The 20,290-nt window shown below is 42.8% G+C and carries 11 protein-coding genes and 1 CRISPR repeat array; of the genes, 5 read left to right on the top strand and 6 right to left on the bottom strand.

Translation table 11 applies throughout. The features are described 5' to 3' along the window. Positions 1-5: 5 nt before the first annotated feature. The 4 genes from NSTCB13_RS00100 to NSTCB13_RS00085 all read right to left on the bottom strand — a co-directional run bounded on the left by NSTCB13_RS00100 (position 6) and on the right by NSTCB13_RS00085 (position 8,775). On the bottom strand, positions 6-2,036 hold the full coding sequence (locus NSTCB13_RS00100) for an FAD-dependent oxidoreductase (protein ID WP_448270938.1): 2,031 nt from the start codon (positions 2,034-2,036) through the stop codon (positions 6-8). 352 nt (positions 2,037-2,388) lie between these two features. Beyond that, positions 2,389-2,856: a CRISPR direct-repeat array (repeat unit 36 nt; unit sequence CTTTACATAACCACTTCCCCTAACGGGGATGGAAAC). 94 nt (positions 2,857-2,950) lie between these two features. Next, on the bottom strand, positions 2,951-6,904 hold the full coding sequence (locus tag NSTCB13_RS00095) for a DUF4912 domain-containing protein (RefSeq protein WP_448270937.1): 3,954 nt from the start codon (positions 6,902-6,904) through the stop codon (positions 2,951-2,953). A 493-nt stretch (positions 6,905-7,397) separates the two neighbouring features. After that, on the bottom strand, positions 7,398-8,504 hold the full coding sequence (locus NSTCB13_RS00090; protein WP_448270935.1) for a precorrin-8X methylmutase: 1,107 nt from the start codon (positions 8,502-8,504) through the stop codon (positions 7,398-7,400). 133 nt (positions 8,505-8,637) lie between these two features. Then, entirely contained in the window at positions 8,638-8,775 is a 138-nt protein-coding gene (locus NSTCB13_RS00085; protein WP_448268281.1) for a hypothetical protein, read from the bottom strand. A gap of 199 nt (positions 8,776-8,974) precedes the next feature. On the opposite strand from NSTCB13_RS00085, the gene NSTCB13_RS00080 reads away from it, so the two are divergent. Continuing rightward, complete coding sequence (locus NSTCB13_RS00080) at positions 8,975-10,915, top strand: heavy metal translocating P-type ATPase (protein ID WP_448270933.1); 1,941 nt, start codon at positions 8,975-8,977, stop codon at positions 10,913-10,915. A 240-nt stretch (positions 10,916-11,155) separates the two neighbouring features. Beyond that, entirely contained in the window at positions 11,156-12,016 is an 861-nt protein-coding gene (rsmI, locus tag NSTCB13_RS00075; RefSeq protein ID WP_445630137.1) for a 16S rRNA (cytidine(1402)-2'-O)-methyltransferase, read from the top strand. Between the two features lie 178 nt (positions 12,017-12,194). On the opposite strand, the gene NSTCB13_RS00070 is transcribed toward rsmI, so the two are convergent. Next, entirely contained in the window at positions 12,195-12,392 is a 198-nt protein-coding gene (locus tag NSTCB13_RS00070; protein WP_448270931.1) for a hypothetical protein, read from the bottom strand. A 118-nt stretch (positions 12,393-12,510) separates the two neighbouring features. On the opposite strand from NSTCB13_RS00070, the gene NSTCB13_RS00065 reads away from it, so the two are divergent. The 3 genes from NSTCB13_RS00065 to NSTCB13_RS00055 all read left to right on the top strand — a co-directional run bounded on the left by NSTCB13_RS00065 (position 12,511) and on the right by NSTCB13_RS00055 (position 18,077). After that, positions 12,511-12,789: a GlsB/YeaQ/YmgE family stress response membrane protein gene (locus NSTCB13_RS00065; RefSeq protein ID WP_289796500.1), complete on the top strand. Its 279-nt coding sequence runs from the start codon at positions 12,511-12,513 to the stop codon at positions 12,787-12,789. 68 nt (positions 12,790-12,857) lie between these two features. Next, the gene (locus NSTCB13_RS00060; protein WP_445630138.1) at positions 12,858-13,766 is read left to right on the top strand and encodes a hypothetical protein; all 909 of its coding nucleotides are present in this window, start codon (positions 12,858-12,860) and stop codon (positions 13,764-13,766) included. Positions 13,767-14,456: 690 nt separating this feature from the next. Next, positions 14,457-18,077 (top strand): response regulator, encoded by a 3,621-nt coding sequence (locus tag NSTCB13_RS00055; protein ID WP_448270929.1) that lies wholly within the window; start codon positions 14,457-14,459, stop codon positions 18,075-18,077. 321 nt (positions 18,078-18,398) lie between these two features. On the opposite strand, the gene NSTCB13_RS00050 is transcribed toward NSTCB13_RS00055, so the two are convergent. Then, positions 18,399-19,415, bottom strand: a complete 1,017-nt coding sequence (locus NSTCB13_RS00050) for a ribose-phosphate pyrophosphokinase (RefSeq protein ID WP_445630140.1) — start codon at positions 19,413-19,415, stop codon at positions 18,399-18,401. Between the last annotated feature and the right edge of the window lie 875 nt (positions 19,416-20,290).

Here is a 20,290-nt window from a genome sequence, read left to right as displayed (position 1 = left end):
AGTCCCTATTTCCAATTATCCCAGTTTTCGTTAAAAATAGATGTATCTGGGAAGGCGGTAGGGTTGCCATTTTGTTGCAAAAGCCGTTTGAGTGCTTCTAGTTGTGGCTCTTGTTTAGGTAAATCATCAACTAGTTGGTAAGGTGCGATCGCATTTTTGAGTGCAAAACTAGCAATAGTTCCCGCAGCTGCGCCAGCCGACCATTCAAAGGAGTGTACGCGATAGGCAGCAGCGGCAATATGACTAGTGGCAATACTTTTACCACCTACGAGCAAATTATCAATTTTTTGGGGAATCATTGCCCTCAAAGCAATTTGGAAGGGATAAGCTTGACCTGCACCACGTCTTTCGCCGGGACGTTCTGTGTTTCCAGGGGCTTCTGGGGGACTATTCACCATGCAAGGATGGAAATCTATGGCGTAGTGACCAATACCCACAGCATCGGGGAAAATGGTAGAACGAGTCCGTCGCATTGCTTTGTCTGGTGGAACTTTACCGTCAATTACTGATATTGCTTCTAAACCTGCAACTGCTGCTCGTAGCCGACGATACATATCTGCTGGCAGAGTCTTTGAGTAATACTCATCATTATAATCTCGGCGGGAAATATCAATTTCCCCAATACTAAAGCCTTCAGCTTGTCCCCAACTGGGGCGGCCAATAATGCGCCGTCCTTCTCGCATATAGGGATATTTTGATAAACCATGCGCTGTCCCCATTGGTGAATTTAAACCGGAAACAAAGCGGTTATTAGGTTGCGGCTGCTTAACACCGTCCCCTAGTTGAGAATCTGTAGTCCCAGCTACCAACCAGTAATAAAAAGATAAAGCATTTTCCTCAGCCTTGCGGAGGGTTTCTGTGCGCAGTCCTCCCATCCAACCCCCTGGTTCTAACTGTCCAGTAGCTTGTAATTGTTGGCGGTTATAAATTAAGTTATCCTGGGCTGTTCCAGGGCGGTAGTCGTTACCCCAAGTCCAGTTTTGCATGGAGATATCCCCTGGTGTAGGAGCATCAAAACTGACACCACCGAATTTTGCTGGTTTCCCTTTGTTTGGACTCCAGATGCGACGATAGGTAAAAACTAAATCAAAGTTAGCCAGTCGCGTTAATTCATAGCTGAAATATGGCGCATATTCTGGATAAAATGCAGGCATTGTCTGCGGTTGCGGTTCCTTGGTGGCCTCCATTGCAAAGGTGTAGGTAAAGCCTTGAGGACAATAGGGGTCATTATTAGCACTGGAAGCAGAAGGTTCTAGGTAAGAACGGGCATCAATACCTAATCGGTAAGGAACATCAGCAAGGGCGATAATTTCTCCGGTTTCGCTAGCGTCTACGACATACCATTTAGGAGCATCTTCTTTCACTGGCTTGGGGATAAAACGAACAATCGTTTTAGTAAACCGAGACGAGTCTTCGTAGCGATAAGCATCTTCAATGCTTTGAGATAACGTAAAAGTATTGAGAGGTGGTGCGCCTTTTGCTGGTTGATGTTGAATTGCGATCGCACTATTAATTATTTTGCCATCAGCAGCGATTTCCAAATCCTTAATTACTGTGTTGGGAAACCATTGCAACTTCCCTTTACCCTGCTTTTCGGCATCTTTAAGCATCTGGGTCAAAATGGCGTGAGCATCGCGGGGAAGAAAACACGATTCACTTACCCAGCAGTCACCGGGGTTAAGTTTACCATATTTACGTCCAATGCGGTTTCGCAATTCCAGATAACCGCGAGAATAGAATTTTAAAGCTCGTTGAGTTGGGCGTTCATCTAATGCAGATGTCCCTTGAGCAGAAATTTGTCCTCCCAGCCAGTCTGTAATTTCTGTCAGACAAACTGTTCGCCCTGCTAGTAACCCCTCATAAGCTGTGGCTACACCAGAAAGTCCACCACCCACAACTAAAATCTCGCAATTTACACTTTTATCTGGGGTTCTCGGTGGTGCGGCGTTCGCCTCATCAAATACAACTAAGCTAGAGATTAAATTAAGACCGATCAGCGATGTTAAGCTAAAAGCTACTTTATGTCTATGTTTCATAGTTAAAAAAACCGCTCCAAATCCTGTGTCACCTTGTAGACGTTAGCATTTAAGAAATGTCTAACTCAAGAAATTTTTCCAGAGCAACAGATACCCAATGCTAAATTTTTGTTAAAACCTTGACAATTTTAAGTAATATATTTTACTTTTAGGGAGTGTGTTGAAGCTCATCGACGCATCTCGCCCGAACCTTGAAAACCGCATAACTTCGTTGAGATGCGTCGATGCCTTATGCAGTAAGGTTTTCAGGCTGCAAAATTGAGAGATTTGGAAAACTTTTTTCCGATTTTTCAGAGATGCGTCGATTTAGGGGTTCCAAACCCTGTCCTAGTAAGGTTTCCAAAAGGTAACTCTTTACATAACCACTTCCCCTAACGGGGATGGAAACCAATATTATGGTCGCAGAAATCTACCGGCAAGGATATTCCTTTACATAACCACTTCCCCTAACGGGGATGGAAACACAAGCTGGCAGCCTGGAAGAGCTTTAAGTGGTTCCTTTACATAACCACTTCCCCTAACGGGGATGGAAACACTTTGATCTGCTACTTTGACATTAGGTTGTCTTGGCTTTACATAACCACTTCCCCTAACGGGGATGGAAACGTTTGGGTAATGTAGTCCCAAACCATAGTACTCCTAGACTTTACATAACCACTTCCCCTAACGGGGATGGAAACTCTTTTCTACTGAAGTTACTATACCTGAAACGTATCCTTTACATAACCACTTCCCCTAACGGGGATGGAAACTTATGATCCAGCTTATCGGATTCAGATACAAACTTTACATAACCACTTCCCCTAACGGGGATGAAAACGAAAGTTAGCGGAAAAATTGGCATAATAAAATCCCCCCTTCCTACACCCCCTAAAAAGGGAGAATCGGGTTAGAGGGGATAACTCAAGGTAATGTTAGCTTTCGGAAGTTTCCTGAGAGAACTTCTTATGGATAGTTCTGGTGGATTCTCCATCAGCAGCTACCACGATCAGATAGTCCATTAAACCATCTGAAAAGGGAAGACGTAGGTGGAAAGTACCATCGGGTTTAACTTTGATGGCATGTCCGCCAATGTTTACGTTGGTATTTGGTTGAGTCGCTCCGTGAATAATTAACTCAGCATCCGCGACAAACCAAAAATCTCCGTGGGGACGACTGAATACCCGGACGTTAGCGGAACGGGCGATGAGTAACCAACGATCGCCATCAGCAATATAGCCAATTTCAACCATGTAATCGCGATCGCTCACCGGAATTGCCACAAAGCGATCGCGTGCTACTTCTTCAGATTCATACTGCTGGACAAGTTGAGGACTTTGATAACTCAAGTCAATGCCAGTCACATCATAGAGCCGCACTGCTAATTGGGAACCGCCCTGTTGGTGTAGTGCTTCAGACTGAGCTTTGGAGATGTGCCAAGAGACATAAGCCCATTTGGGAGTGCGGGGTGTGAGGACAATACTGCTCTCTTCTGGGGCTGTTTCTGCTTCTACATTTGCCAAGCCAACAGCGGTTTCGCTGACTAATGGTACATTTTCAACAGTGGAATCTGTTGTCGGCTCTGTAGGCACTGGACTAAAGACACGAACGATCGCAGAACGGGCAATGAATAACCAGCGACCGCCATCAGCGACATAGCCAATTTCTGCTATGTAATCGCGATCGCTGATGGGAATTTCCACAAAGCGATCGTGTGCTGTCTCTTCACATTCATACTGCTGGACAAACTGCGGAGTTTGATAACTCAAATCAATGCCAGTTACATCATACAGTCGCACTACCAATTGAGAGCCGCCCTGTTGTCTCAGTGCTGCTTTTTTAGCTTCGGAAATCTCCCAGGAGACTTCAGCCCATTGGAAAGTGCGGGGTGTGAGGACAATACTGCTCTCTTGTTGGACATCTACCAAATCAACATCTGTTCGCTCCGCTTGCTCCGCAATTGCGACATCATCAACTACGGGATCTGGATTCACAGGGCCGAAGACACGAACAATTGCAGAACGGGCGATGAATAACCAGCGTTCGCCATCAGCGAGATAGCCAATTTCAGCTATGTAGTCGCGATCGTTCAGGGGAATGTCCACCAATCCTTCGCTTTCTGTTTCCTCAGATTCATACAGCTTTACCAGCTGCGGAGTTTGATAACTTAAGTCAATGCCAGTTACATCATACAGCCGTACAATCAATTGAGAGCCGCCTTGTTGCCGCAGTGCTGCTTTTTTGGCTTCGGAAATCTTCCAAGCGACATGAGCCGATCCATCTGTATCTGGTGTGAGGACAATACTGCTTTCTTCTTGAGTATCTACCAAACCATTAGCTGTTTCGCCTGCGATTGCCACATCATCAACTATCGGATCTGGATTCACAGGGCTGAAGATACGAACAATTGCAGAACGGGCGATGAATAACCAGTGTTCGCCATAAGCGATATAGCCAATTTCAGCAATGTAATCGCGATCGGTCTGGGGAATTTCTACAACGCGATCGTCTGCTGTCTCTGCACATTCATACTGCTTCACCAGCTGCGGAGTTTGATAACTCAAATCAATGCCAGTCACATCATACAGCCGCACTGCCAATTGAGTACCGCCTTGTTGCCACAGTTCTGCTTTCTTGGCTGGGGAAATCTCCCAAGAGACATGAGCCGATGTATAAGTATGCGGTGTGAGCACAATACTACTTTCTTCATCAGCATCAACTGCAATCGTCTCATTTGGAGCATCCGCTCCAAAAGTGCTAGCCCAAGCGCCAACTCCCGCGCCGGCTGCTAAAGCTGCGGCTGCGGCCAAATCTGTGGAGTTAGCTTCCCCAACAGTCGGCTCGGCAGGAAGTTCTGACTCTGGCAAACTTAAAGTGGGTTCGGCTGCGTCCGCTACCACATTCAATGCATCTTGACTCAATACATCTTCTGGAAATTCCGGTAAATCGAGCAGTGAAGATGTATCTGTCTCTGATGCTTCCACATCGGCTGTGGTTTCGTCAGATTCCGCTAAGGGCAATTCATCGACTGAGGCTGTATCCTCAGTTGAGGTGATACTTTCTAGCCAGTTCAATTCTGCCTGAAGTTCCTCTTCTGCCCGATCTTCACTAATTGCTGTGTCCCAGTAGCCAAAATCAGATGATGCTTGTGGCACATCTGGTAATTCTGGGAGTGGGGCTGTCACCTCAGATGAAGGCAGTTCTACATCAGACAACTCTTCTGGAATGTTACCTGGATAAGGATATGAAGTATTTACTACAGCCGCCGGAGCTTCTATATCCCATGCAATTTCATCAGACTCAGGAGTGTATGTCTCCGTATAATTACTGTGATTGACAGTCTCATCAATGGCGTCTGTTTCTGTTTCTTTGTTATTAAAGGTAGACCAAGTAGCCGTCCCGATACCTGTGGCTATAGCTGCACCACCTAAAGCTGCGGCTCCCAAATTGTTATTTTCTGAGCCATTCGCTACGCTCGATGTCGCGCCTTCATAGAGGTTAGAAGTACCATTACTTGTCTCTTGGACTAAATTTGCTGTCTCCTGAGTAACATTTTGGTTCAGATCGGATTGTGTTTGAGCGTAAATGTTGAAAGGAGTGCGATCGGGGGTTTCTTGCTCTTGAAAGTGCGGTACTGCCTGCTCCTCCAGCGTCGTTCCATTCAGGGAGGAAACTGTGCTGGCATTGAGCGCCGCCGTTTCTCCATTAGGTGGATGAGGATTTGATTCTGGTAAATTATCTGTTTCCTCGGTGGGCGATGGGCGTTTTTTTAGAATCCACACTAGTAGAGATGCAGCTACAGTTATAAAAAAGACAGGTAGCAGCAACCACAATGGTGTTTCTTTATTTACAATTGGAGCGCTTTGTGTAGGTGCAGCCACAAAGGGCTGTTCGCCAAATGCAGAACTAGTGGCACTAGGGGAAGGCGTAGGCGCTGGTGTTGTTTGGACACCTGGAGAAGCTGCAACAGCAGGTTGTAAGACGCTGGCTGCGATCGCCTCGGCTTCGGCAGCTCTACCTTTTTCTATAGCTTGCTGTCCTGCGGGTGCTAGGGTAAAGCCAAGAAAATCTACTGCGGTTAAACTCTGATCTTTTTTGTAAACGTAAACTAAAGGTTGCGAGAAGGGATATCTCGCATCAGATGGCAAGGCTTGATGTAATTGCAGAACTCGCACATCTTTCAACTTCGACACCTGATTAGCTAATACATAGCTGATGCCGTCTTTGCCCAGTTGTTTGATGATTTCTGCGGTATTATCGTCACTTACTTGGGTAGCATTAGCCCCTGTAGCAAATTCAGCAGTTTTGAAGGCTGGATAAGTACGAAAAGTATTGCGAGTTTCACTGGTGTTCGGGCGATCGATGAATCGAATCTTGGCTGAAGGCCCTCCCAGTTGTGACCAATTTGTAATTTGTCCCCGAAAAATCCGGGCAAATTGCTTACTAGTCAAGCTTCCTTTGAAAGGATTTTCTGCACCAACCACGATCGCAATCTTCTCACGCTGCAAACGAACTTGCTCTAGTCCTTGAGCTTTTTCTGCTGGCGTCAACCCGCGCCCCATTGCGACTATATCGATTTTGCCATCTAGCAAATCTTTCAGCGCTTTCTCAGTGCCGTTAGCAGCAACTTCAACCTTTTTACCGATAAACTGTTTTTCAAAACTTTCTTTCAGGCTTTGGTTGATTGCACTTAAGCTACTGGAACCGTCAATCCTCACTATCGGTTCATTCTGCACTGTTTGTGGCAGTGGCGACGAGGTAGCTTCAGGTGTAGATTGTGCCAGCATCGGTGCTGATACCACCAGAGATGCTGCCATCGGGGTTGTAGCTAAGGCAACCCATAATAACAGCCTGACTATCGAAGTATCTTTTTTTTCTTGTTGCCACATAAGCCCCTTAATTAAAGTAAAAAATAGAAAGCCTGCCAGTCCTAAATCGCGATCTTTATAAAGATAATGGAGGAGACGGGCTAATTATACATCTGAGTTATCTTTAGTTCTAATTACTTCAAAGCACTTATGCTGATTTATACTTCGCTCTAGCTTGGATAGCATAATAATTTATACTCTAATTGTCAAAGTCTGTTTACTATAAATTCTTCTAAGTTATATTGCAACTTATAGCAAGTTGGTAGTTGATGACCGCGATTATGAATTATTGAATTACTAAAACTGGTAAAGTGTAGCAAATTCAATATTATTTAACAATATTATTTTCAGTAGTGCGGAGTCTGAGTGCTGAGTTATGAGTTATGAGTGCTGAGTTATAAGTTATGAGTGTTGAGTGTTGAGTAAAAATCCTAGTTCCTAGAACATTTTCATGCAAGGCATTTGAAACTCGTTTCACTGAGACTGTCTTAAATGAATACTTATTGTTCAGCACTCATTTGAGATAACAATGACAATCTGGCTTATCTATTAGTGACTCCACCAAAGCATTTAGGGCAGTTGCAGCTAATGCGCCACCTCCCAAAGTCCCTTCAACTGTAATAAAAGGTATCCCTTGTTGCATCAGTTGTCGCTTGGCTGCGGGAGCATGACTAAAGCCAATGGGCATTCCAATTACTAATGCAGGCTGAATTTTTTGGTTAGCAATCGCTTCACAAGTTTCGAGAAGTACTGAGGGAGCATAACCAACTACCAGCACACAACCATTACTTACTTGCTGCAATTTTTCTCGCCATTCTCGATGTTGCCAAAAAGCAACTTCTGCTTCTGTAGCGGTGGTAATATGGGGGTTATCAATCAAGGTTTCGGTGCGGCATCCTAAGTGAAGTAATCGGGTTTGATCTAAAGCAGCAGCAACCGTTTGAGTATCGACAACAATTTGACAACTTGCAGATAAAGCTTTTCGACTAGCTGCGATCGCATCTCGACTCAATTTCACAAAGGACACCAAACTGACATCGCCACAAGTCAAAACCAACTGAGAAATTAAGTGCTGTTCAATTTCCGAACGATGAGACAAATCGGGTAGTAAGCGTTGTAGCGATTCGGTAAAAGCTTCCGAGTGGCTATGAATTTCGGCATCCAAACCACTCCAAAGATGTTCCAATCCTCCCAATCCCGCTTGAGTTTCAACATCAAGTAACTTTAGTTGCGCCAAAACTTCCGCTTGGATAATTTGACAATGGCGATCGCGTCCCAATAATCCTTCTAATGCTGATGCAGTTTGTCGCAGTTGGGAGATTTGTTGCATCACCGCCCGATATTGCTGCTGGAGTTGTCCCATTAGGTTAGCCGTTGTATCGGCTTCTGGTTCCACCTCCAAAATATTGCGGATATGGTTTAGCTGAAACCCTTGCTGTTTGAGTGCGACAATCCGTTGCAACCGGAGGACATCTTTTTGGGTGTAGAGACGGTAATTACTGCGCGATCGCACTGGTTGCGGTAGCAGCCCCAATTGATGATAATGGCGCACCATTCGCGGAGTTAAACCTCCACCGACTGCATCAGTGAGTTCTTTAATAGTTAAGCAACCAGCATTCATAAATTTACTCTAATAACGGCAAAATTCTTTGTAATTCTCCACAAGCCGCCTGAAGAGACAGCGGCGCATTTTCATCTAAACCTTGGTAACACTGATTGACCAAGTTTTCTACATAAGGCTTGCAATCTCTACTCTACGCCAATTCATAAAGCCAACCCCGTGCAATCAGTTCTGAAATGGGTAATCCAGTATTTTCAGCAACTTCATTACTAATTTTTTTCACTCGTATAGGTGGATTACTTTGACGCTCAAACCAATAACCTAAATGCAATTTTAAACGTAACAGTTAAATCGTCGCATTTACCTTCTTTCCGCTTTTGAAAAACACTCAAAAAACACAGATAAAGATTTACTCTGCGTACCTTTGCGCTTCCCTCAGCGCCCCTTTGCGTTTCAAAATCATTATAAACCTTGACATTAACATTAATGTCAAGGTTTAGCCTGAGGGAGTCCCTGTTAATTCACCTCTCATGCTCTACCCCCAACGTTTTAGCCAATTCACCAGAGAACACACAGATACCGTAGCCGCCCTTTTGTGTGGATTCCTATTATTTCTCGGATGGTTCGCCTTGCATCTCGGTTGGCTAGGATTGGCATTCCTGTTGCTACCCGCTGCTTATATAATTGGCGGTTATGAAAGTGCGCGGGAAGGATTAACTACCCTTTTCAAAGAAAAAGAACTCGATGTAGATTTGCTGATGATTGTCGCCGCCATTGGTGCTGCTAGTCTTGGCTTATGGCGAAGAGAATATCATCTAATTATTGATGGGGCAATTTTGATTCTGATTTTTGCCATCAGTGGCGCATTAGAAGGCTATGCCATGCAGCGAACTGAGCGCAGTATCAGGAGTTTGATGAGTTTGACACCAGATACAGCAAGAGTTTTGCTTCAGGGAAGAGAAGAGGAAATTCCGATCGGTCAGCTAAAAGTGGGTGATGAGATTGTCGTTAAACCTGGAGAGCTAATTCCGACTGATGGGATAATTTTATCTGGTTACAGCACTCTCAATCAAGCTGCGATTACAGGCGAGTCTTTACCTGTAGAAAAAACAGTGGGCGCAGAAGTATTTGCTGGTACACTCAACGGCTATGGTGCATTGCAGATTAAAGTACACAAACCAGCCCAAAGCAGTTTGATTCAGCGGGTGATTCGTTTGGTAGAACAAGCGCAAACAGAAGCACCACCTTCCCAAGAGTTTATCGATCGCTTTGAGAAAGGATATGCCAAAGTCATTGTAGTAGCTGGGATATTACTGGCAACTTTACCCCCATTTCTTTGGGGTTGGGATTGGGAAACAACAATTTATCGCGCTCTTACTTTCCTTGTAGTGGCTTCTCCCTGTGCGTTGATGGCCGCAATTATGCCCACCCTGCTTTCAGGAATCGCCAATGGTGCAAGACAAGGGATTTTGTTTAAAAATGGGGCGCAGTTGGAGAAAATTGGCAAAGTCCGAGCGATCGCATTTGATAAAACTGGTACTCTCACAACAGGACAGTTGCAGATATTTCAGGTAGTTTCAGTTAGTGAATACACTCAATATGATGTATTAAAAACTGCTGCTAGTGTAGAATCATCTTCCGAACATCCCATCGGTAAGGCAATTGTACAGGCGGCTGGTGGTTTAGATTGGGTTCCTGCAATCCAAGTACAAGCTATACCGGGACAGGGAATTGTCGGAATTGCTCAAGAACAACAAGTGATTGTGGGTAATGCCGTTTTTGTACAGAGATATGTGACAAATTTACCTGAAGAATTGCGAGAAATCGTTCAATCTTGGGAGCAAGAAGGTAAAACTGTGGTTTGGGTAGCACAGGAAGGAAGGGGAGCAGGGGCGCAGGGGAGCAGAGGGGCAGAGGTGATGGGTGTAATTGCGATCGCAGATGAAGTAAGAGCGGAAGCAGCCGCAACCATTACCCGATTAAAGAAACTGGGAGTTGAACAAATTGTCATGTTAACCGGGGATAATGAAGAAACTGCTCGCAGTGTCGCCAAAGCAGTCGGAATCGATCGGGTGTATGCCCAACTTTTACCAGAGGATAAGCTGAATGTTATCCGCCGTTTACAGCAACAATATCAAACTGTGGCAATGGTAGGCGATGGCATTAATGATGCACCAGCTTTAGCGCAAGCATCTGTAGGTATAGCGATGGGAGTATCTGGTAGCGATGTGGCATTAGAAACCGCAGATATCGTACTAATGGCAGACAGGTTAGAAAAAATTGCTGTAGCGATGCATTTGGGTAGGCGATCGCAAGCCATAGTAAAACAAAATATAGTTGTAGCGTTGAGTTTCATTATGTTGCTTTTAGTCGGCAACTTTCTAGGAAATATTAACCTACCCATCGGCGTCATTGGCCATGAAGGTTCCACAGTATTAGTTACCCTCAGTGGACTAAGATTATTGAAATAAGATAGCCCGCAAGATAAGCAACAAAACCCAGATGTAGAGACGCGATTTATCGCGTCTTAAAAAACCATAGATACCTGAAATCACTGAAATTGATGAATTAGAAACTCTCATCGGGTCAAAAAAACCAAAATTTGAGTATGGAGTGTTACCAATACTCAATTCGTATTAAACATAAATTATTATTTTGACCTCCTAACTCCTAACTTGTAACCCCTAACTCCTAACTCCTAACTCTTGCTCATGCAAACCGATCCAAAACCAGGAACACTTTACGTTGTCGGTACACCAATTGGCAACCTGGAAGATATCACCTTTCGGGCGGTACGAATTTTGCAAACTGTGGATATCATTGCTGCGGAAGACACGCGTCATACGGGGAAATTGCTACAGCATTTTCAAGTTAAAACACCCCAAATGAGTTACCACGAACACAATCGTACCAGCCGTATTCCAGAATTATTAGAGCATTTAGTTAATAATAAAGCGATCGCTCTGGTGAGTGATGCGGGGATGCCAGGTATTTCCGATCCTGGATATGAACTGGTGAAAGCCTGTATTGAAGCGGGAATTCCTGTAGTTCCCATTCCTGGCGCTAGTGCAGCAATTACCGCTTTGAGTGCAGCCGGACTACCAACAGATCGGTTTGTCTTTGAAGGCTTTCTCCCGGCGAAAACCCAACACAGACAAGAACATTTAGAATCTCTGCAAACAGAATCTCGCACCTTGATTTTCTATGAATCGCCGCACCGTTTGCGAGATACTTTGCAAGACTTAGCTCTTGTTTGGGGAAGCGATCGCCAAATTGTGCTAGGACGGGAGTTAACTAAATTGTATGAGGAATTTTGGCGAGGGACCATTGCCGAAGCGATCGCTTACTACACTCAACGAGAACCCCAAGGTGAATATACATTAGTAGTAGCGGGAATTCCAGCCAGTCAGCCCCAACTGACAGAAGCAGAACTGAAAGCCGAATTGAAACAGTTAATTAGTCAAGGGATATCGCGATCGCAAGCTAGCCGTCAGTTAGCAAAATTTACTTCCCTTCCCCGTCGCCAACTATATCAACTAGCTCTTTCTATAGTCTCCAGTCCTGAACCTTGAACGGCTGATATCGCTTTTTTGAAAATCAAAAATCTAGATGTGAAATGTCTATATTTCTTTGTTTTTTTTTCCTTTTCTGTCTTTCTCTACGAAATACTACAGACATCTTGAAAAGTAACTTTTGCTTTTTGGTTGGGGTGCATGTTAAAGGTAAGGGAAAATTCCATACCGTTACCCTTTAACCCACTTCTGTAAGAAGTCCTACGCTTACCCATACAGGGAAGCAAGCTACACCTCGTGTCTCATCTAGAATGCGGTTAGCTTCCCGATCTACATCTTGTATGATGTTAAATAGGACTGCTATACAAATAGTTGAATGTACAGAATGTGACGAATTTGTATATTCATCCTCAAAGGTGACTTGGCGAATATTCAAATGATATCTAAAGATTTCTGATATTAGTTCTTTAGATAGATCGAAAATTTTAGAAGCAAACTTTAATATGAAATAGTCAAATGCAAATAAAGCAGATTTTTAGTGAAGGAGAAATTCAATGACTAACATTATTGCTTGGTTGGTTTTGGGTTTAATCGCAGGTGCGTTAGCTAAGTTATTTTATCCTGGAACCCAAGGTGGCGGTATTATCTCTACCATTATATTAGGAATCCTTGGGGCCGTATTCGGTGGTTATTTGGGTCAAGTATTACTAGGAAGTAGTTCGGCAGCAGCTGCATCTGTAGGAGCTTTATCTCTGGGAAGTATTTTATTTGCTGTTATTGGTGCAATGATACTAATTTTCCTTTGGGGTTTACTGACTCGTCGCGCTGTGTAATTACCTCAAATACCTCAAATTGAGGTAACAATCTTGGGAATCACTTCTAACTGCAATAAACCGAGAAAATGACATTAGAGAAAGAGCGAAGAACTATAGGAGTTTTCGCTGGGTATTCCGATGCACAATTGGTACTTCAGGAACTAAAAGCTTCTAATTTTCCAATGGACAAAGTTTCTGTTATTGCACGGAATACAGAAGAAAGTGATATTGCTGGTGTTGAAATCATCGAAAACACTGGCAATACATCCTTAAAAGATGCTGCTGGAGCCGTTGCTAGTGATTCTTTAGGAAATATTGCTGGTTTATCAGTCGATATAGTCCTCTTGGTAATTCCTGGTATAGGCCCAGTCATCTTAGCCGGAGCGGAAGTAACAGCGATCGCTACCACTTTAGCAGGTGGTTTATCTAGTTTGTTCTTAAGTTTAGGAATTTCTGAAAGGCAAGCACAGGGTTATAGCGATCTTGTCTGTAAAGGTTACTATTTGGTAATAGTAACCGGTATAGACATAGAACTTCGTCTTGCCAAGAGGATTTTTAATCGCCGCGATGTTCAACAATGGGGAGTCTTTGAGCCATACTCGACCCCAAATAATCGCTACAAATATGCACTCGGTATTTTTTACCGACATCAAGACGCACAAGCAGCGGTTACTGAATTGAAAACCGCCGACTTCCCCATGAGTCAAATCTCAATAGTTGTTAAAAATACAAGCAATTTGGGTGATATTTCTGGGGTTAATATCAGCAGTTCCCAAGATAAATATACTACTTTAGGAATTTCTGACGAGCTAACTAAATATTATGAGCATCATCTGACTCTTGGTCATTACTTATTAGTACTAAAAGGCACTGATATCTATGTAGCAGGTGCAAGAGCCATTTTAGAGAGTAACAAGGTTCAACATTTTAGTATTTATAGTCAATCCGAGCTTGATGCAGCTAGAAGCGATCGCCAAGTGATTAACAACTTCTAGTTAAATGTCAAGTTAATATCAACATATTTTTCAACACGCCATGATTGTGCATATTCCTAACAATACTTTTGTACTATAAATTATCTACTTCTATGGGTATAGGTTGTCTTTTAAAATCTTGACTTTCCTGGGGAATGAATGCTGCTGGCGATCGCTAAGGTTATGGTTGGGTAGATTGATGTACAATGGCATAGATGTTATATCTAACCGCAAAATGCACTATATCTAATGTCTAGATAAATTATGTTTTAATTAATTTAATTTTCCTGATTGGGCTGTTTAATTTTACTATCCAGCCTCTTTGTTAATCTAAAAATTATTTAACCATTATTATATAAACTTTAAAATACCTTTTTTTAGCTAATGTGAAATTTAGAATCTGAGCAAAAAATTTTACTTATCCCCGGCAATATTCAATCAAAAGCATAATCAAGTAGTTGCTTCTTTTAAAAGAAGTTATGCTACTGAATGATTTCTTGTCAAAATCTTAAATAAAAATATAGTATTTAGATATATAATTATTTAAGTACCGTTACATTTGTAAAAAATTAGGATACAAATGATAATAGTTGGCGTGCAAAAAATTAGGTATATCCTAGAGAAACTAAATATCCCCCATTGATTTTGCATAGCCAAAACATAATTAAATAGTCTCGAAAACAGAAATAATTTGAATACCTGCGTGGAGTAATGTTAAACCGTTTGAAGATTGGACCCAAGATTGGAGTAAGTTTTGCCTTGAGTTTGGCAACTCTGACCACCATTGGTTTAATCTCCTACCAAAGCACCAATGAGCTAATTGAAACTTCGCGCAAAGAAAGCCATACTTACGAGGTGTTAAGTCAGCTTGAAGACCTCAACTTGCAACTGACAAATGCTGAGACTGGGCAACGCGGTTACATTATTACTGGAGAACAGCGCTATTTAGAACCTTATGACGCTGCCATTCAAGTACTGAATCAAAAAGTTAGGGAACTTCAAAGGTTAACAGCAGATAATCCCAACCAACAAAATCGGCTTGATATTTTGCAGCCACTACTAACCCAAAGAATGGCTGTGATGAAAGATGTCATAGAGCTACGGCAAAGCCAAGGCTTAGAAGCTTCTCAAAAAGCTGTTCTGACAGACCAGGGTAAGCAACTGATGGATAATATCCAGAAAGTTATCCAGGCGATGAAAAATGAAGAGAATGCACTGCTCAAACAGCGTTCTGAGAAGGCACAAGCAGCCGGTCGGCAAACGCTCGCCAGCATTGTCTATAGTATTCCCTTCTTTTCTTTGCTCTTAGCTTTGATTGGCTTCACCTTGACCAGACATATTTCAGTACCTCTGAAGCAAGTTTCTGATTTGGCAGAAACAATGGCAGATGGGGATTTATCGGTAAGTTTACCAGATAGCGATCGCCAAGATGAAATTGGCGTGTTGACGCGCACCTTTAACCAGATGATCGTTAATCTGCGAAACACCACTCAAAAAAATGAGGAGCAAAACTGGCTCAAATCTAACTTAGCTGAATTTACTCAGATGCTCCAAGGGCAGCGAAATCCCGAAAGCGTGTCTAGTCTGATATTGTCAAATTTAGCACCGCTAGTTGGGGCATCACAGGGCGTTTTTTATGTGATGGACTCCATAAACGACCAGCCTATACTGAAGTTGCTGAGTGGTTATGCTTATAAAGAGCGAAAAAACCTAGCAAATCAGTTTCGTTTGGGTGAGGGATTAGTGGGACAATGCGCCCTAGAAAAACAAAGAATCCTGCTCACAGAAGTTCCCAGTGATTATATCCGCATCACTTCCGGCTTGGGAGAAGCACCACCACTAAATATTATTGTCTTGCCCATACTATTTGAAGGGCAGGTAAATGCTGTAATTGAACTTGCCTCTTTTGGGCCTTTTAACCAGTTGCACCTAACATTTTTAGAGCAATTGAGTGAAAATCTAGGTGTATTTTTAAATAACATCGCCTCACAATTGCAAACACAGCAACTACTTGAAGAGTCTGTTGCTTTAACAGAAGAACTGCAAACCCAGCAAGAAGAACTACAGCAAAGCAATCAACGCCTAGAACAACAGGCGTATGAGTTAGAAGAATCACAATTTCTTGTCAAGCAATCTAACGAAGAATTGCAACAACTAAATGAGGAGCTAGAAGAAAAAGCAGAATTGTTAGAAGTTCAAAATCGGGAAGTGGCCCGCAAGAACCAGGAAGTTGAGCGAGCGAGGAAGTCTTTGGAAGAAAAAGCTGCACAACTGGCCTTATCTTCCAAATATAAGTCAGAATTTCTGGCGAATATGTCCCACGAATTGCGGACACCATTAAATAGCTTATTAATTTTAGCAAGGCTACTGGCAGATAACTCGCTTAACAATTTGACCGACAAACAAATAGAGTACAGCCGGACTATTTACTCGGCTGGAACTGACTTGCTGGAATTAATCAATGACATCCTCGATTTGGCCAAAATTGAGTCGGGTACTATGTCGCTCGATATTGAGCAAATTGCTCTTGCAGATTTGGAAACATCTTTAGAGCAGACTTTCCGGCAAGTTGCCCACAATAAAGAACTCAGTTTTACTATTGAACGGGATGAGAAGTTACCCCCGACAATTTATAACGACTCCAAACGTCTGCAACAAGTGCTGAAAAATCTCTTAGCTAACGCCTTTAAATTTACAGAACAGGGAAGCGTAAAGTTACAAATATTCCAAGTAGATAATTCCACGATCGCTTTTGCCGTCAGCGACACGGGCATAGGCATTCCACCCGAAAAGCAGAAGATTATTTTCGAGGCATTTCAGCAAGCAGATGGCACAACTAGCCGCAAGTACGGCGGAACTGGCTTGGGCTTGTCCATTAGCCGTGAATTAGCTCAACTGTTGGGAGGGAGAATTGAACTACTCAGCCAGCCAGGACAGGGAAGCACCTTCACCCTTTACTTGCCCAAACAACAGAAAAAGAATAGTCAAAATATCACCACACCACCCCTTGAGCCAACCACCCCGATGCTCACAGCATCGACCATAAAAGAACTGCCAATGGTGGAAAACAGACCCACTGTAGACATCTCTCCATCAGTGAAAGTACTTCCCAGCTTACCCCACGATATTCCAGATGACCGAGAAATAATTCAACCAGGCGATCGCATTTTGCTAATTATCGAAGATGACGATAAATTCGCCCGCATCTTACTAGATATGGCACGTCAGCAGGGTTTTAAAACTATTGTTGCTTTGCAAAGCAAACAAGGTCTAGCACTAGCAGAACAGTTTAAACCCAATGCAATTATGCTAGATATCCACATGCCAGAGATGGATGGTTGGACGGTGCTGGATCGTCTGAAACATAAACCAGATACCAGACATATACCAGTACACATACTTTCTGTTGATGAAAGACAACAACGGGGATTACAGCTAGGAGCAATTACTTATCTGCAAAAACCCGTGTCTCCAGAAGCGCTAACTCAGGTATTGACTGAGATTAAAGGCTTTATTGAGCGTCAGGTAAAAAATCTCTTAATTGTAGAAGATGACCCCGTACAAGCCCAAAGTATTATCGAACTGATTGGTAACGGCGATGTCCAGAGTACAGCAGTAGGTACAGGAGCAGAAGCTCTCGCGATTTTGCGATCGCATCACTTTGATTGTATGGTACTCGATCTTGGTCTGCCCGATATGAGCGGGTTTGCCTTAATTGAGCAGATAAAACTTGAACCCAAGCTTTTGAAACTGCCGATAATTGTTTACACAGGTAAAGAACTCAGCCGACAAGAAGAAACCCAGCTGCGGGGACTAGCAGAAACAATTATTATTAAAAATGTGCGATCGCCAGAGCGGTTGTTAGACGAAACTGCCCTGTTTTTGCATCGGGTGCAAGCAAATTTGCCCACACCAAAGCGGCAAATACTAGAGCAACTACATCAAACTGACCCGGTGCTGGCTAATCGGAAAATTTTGATTGTAGATGATGATCTCAGAAATATTTTTGCCCTGACCAGCTTTTTAGAAAGCTATCAAATGCAAGTGCTATTTGCCGAAAATGGCAGAGATGGCATAGAAAGACTGCAAGCTAATCCTGAGATTAATATAGTATTGATGGATATCATGATGCCGGAAATGGATGGTTACGAAACCACCCGTGCCATCCGCCAACAACAACAGTTTCGCTCACTACCAATCATTGCTTTAACTGCTAAAGCCATGCCAGGTGACAAAGAAAAATGCATCGAAGCTGGAGCCTCTGACTATATCACCAAACCTGTAGATACCGAGCAACTGCTTTCACTACTGAGGGTTTGGCTGTATCGGTAAGCAAGTAGAGAGTAGGGAGTCTCTCGTTCCCATGCAGAGCCAATCCCCGTTACAGCTCTTGTGCAGCGATTAGGGGTTTAGCCCACAAGGGACGTTATATCATTTTGGATTTTAGATACTTCGACTTCGCTCAGTACAAGTTTTGGATTTTAGACTTCGGCTGCGCTCAGTCGAACGATTTTGGATTGGGAATTGCCTTGATGTGTCTGATTTAGTGTGAATCCATCTATTAGTGTTGGCATAATAATTAAAAGCAAAAACCCACACTGCACCCAATCAAGGAGTCAATGTGGGTAATTTATCCCTATAACGGGAATGTAGTTAGCGGAACATACTACTAACTGAAGTATCTTCATGAATCCGCCAGATAGTTTCTCCCAACAGATTAGCTACTGACAGCACCACTAGTTGTGGAAAACGATTGTTTTCTGGTATGGGAATGGTATTGGTAACAATAACTTCCTCAAACAAACCACTAGACAACCGCTCCATCGCTGGTGGAGAGAATACTGCATGAGTTGCACAGGCATATACCTGACGCGCTCCTTCTTCACGCAGTAATCGCGCTCCTTCTGCGATCGTTCCCCCAGTGTCGATCATGTCATCCACTAACACTGCCGTTTTGCCTTTAACATCACCGATAACATTTAACACTTCTGCGACATTATGTGCCTGACGACGTTTGTCAATAATCGCCAGTGGAGCATCATCCAGTTTTTTTGCAAATGCCCTAGCTCGTGCTACACCACCAACATCGGGAGAAACAACCACCAGATCGGGGAGTTGTTTGCTGGCTAGATAATCTAGCAATACTGGTGAACCGTAAACATGGTCAAAGGGGATGTCAAAATAGCCTTGAATCTGAGCCGAGTGTAAATCCATTGCGAGAACGCGGTTGGCACCTGCTTCCACGATCAAGTTAGCAACCAGTTTGGCGGTTATTGACTCTCGTCCTGCCGTTTTGCGATCGGCACGAGCATAACCATAGTAGGGAATTACTGCCGTTACCTGTCGCGCAGAAGCTCGACGACAAGCATCAACCATAATCAATAATTCCATCAAATTATCGTTTACAGGTTGACAACATGGCTGGATTAGATAAACATCACAACCTCGAATTGATTCTTGGATTTGAACGTAAAGTTCTCCATCCGCAAATCTTTTGCGAATCATTGGTCCCAAGTCCATGCCCAGATAACGAGCGACTTCTTGAGACAGTTGTAAATTGGCAGAGCCAGAAAACAGCCGCAGGCGATGATTATCGTTCAGTCCTGTTGCAGATGGTTGCACTTTGAAAGTTGCAGAACTGAGCACAGCAGATCCTCTATGTGCATTCATAGTAATATTATCATTAGGGATTTAATAGATTTAACCAAGAAATAGCCTAAAAAAACATCTGTAAGTTTTGTTGAAGCTTCCATACAAAATTTAAACATTTTTGCATAAAATTATTATTCTCTACTTATCTAGTCTTCTTGGCAAACAAGCTATTCATAGCTTAACTGACATCAAGTCCATGCACTAGCTCTATAGTTCAATTTTTTAGTTGAGGTAAATAAGCCTAATTGCTTAAACATTATTGGTGTGCTAAGTTTTTATAATTACCTCATTGATAGCTGACAGTAAAGCATTGACAACTTTAGTGATATTAAAAAGTTTGTTCTCACACAGTATAGCACTTGTCACTAAGTAGTCAAAGAGTAGCTTATTACTCTATAATCTACGCATTGACAAAAGTGACAATTATTGTAAAGTCTAGAAAAAGCTGGCAGCGGACAAAATTTATCCACGCACTAGCAAGTTTTTAGATAAAGATTAAATAAAGATATTTTTTTGATACTTAATATTACTTAATGATAGTAATATTACTTAAACAGTTTATTGTAAATATTTTTACTTAAAAGTTAGTAGTTGAATATAGAAAAATTGTTCAATATCGATATTAGACCTCTTGCAAAAGTAACTTTTGCACTCTTGCGGTCAAAGGGGAAAGGTCAAAGGGGAAAGGTTTTTTTATTCCTTTTCCCTTTCCCCCTTACCCTTTTCCCTACAAATGCCAAGAAGTCTATTGAATTTGTCTGCGAACATTCTGTCAAGTAGAAACTACCAATCACATCTGAACTAGTGAGTGACCGTATTATTGCTGAGGAAAAATTCTACTTGAGGGTATACCTGATTTTTGAGTGGTTGCGATCGCTCTACTTAGGTGCAGC

The sequence above is a fragment of the Nostoc sp. DSM 114160 genome, from assembly GCF_053470305.1.
This window is presented reverse-complemented; position numbering and strand designations above follow the sequence as displayed.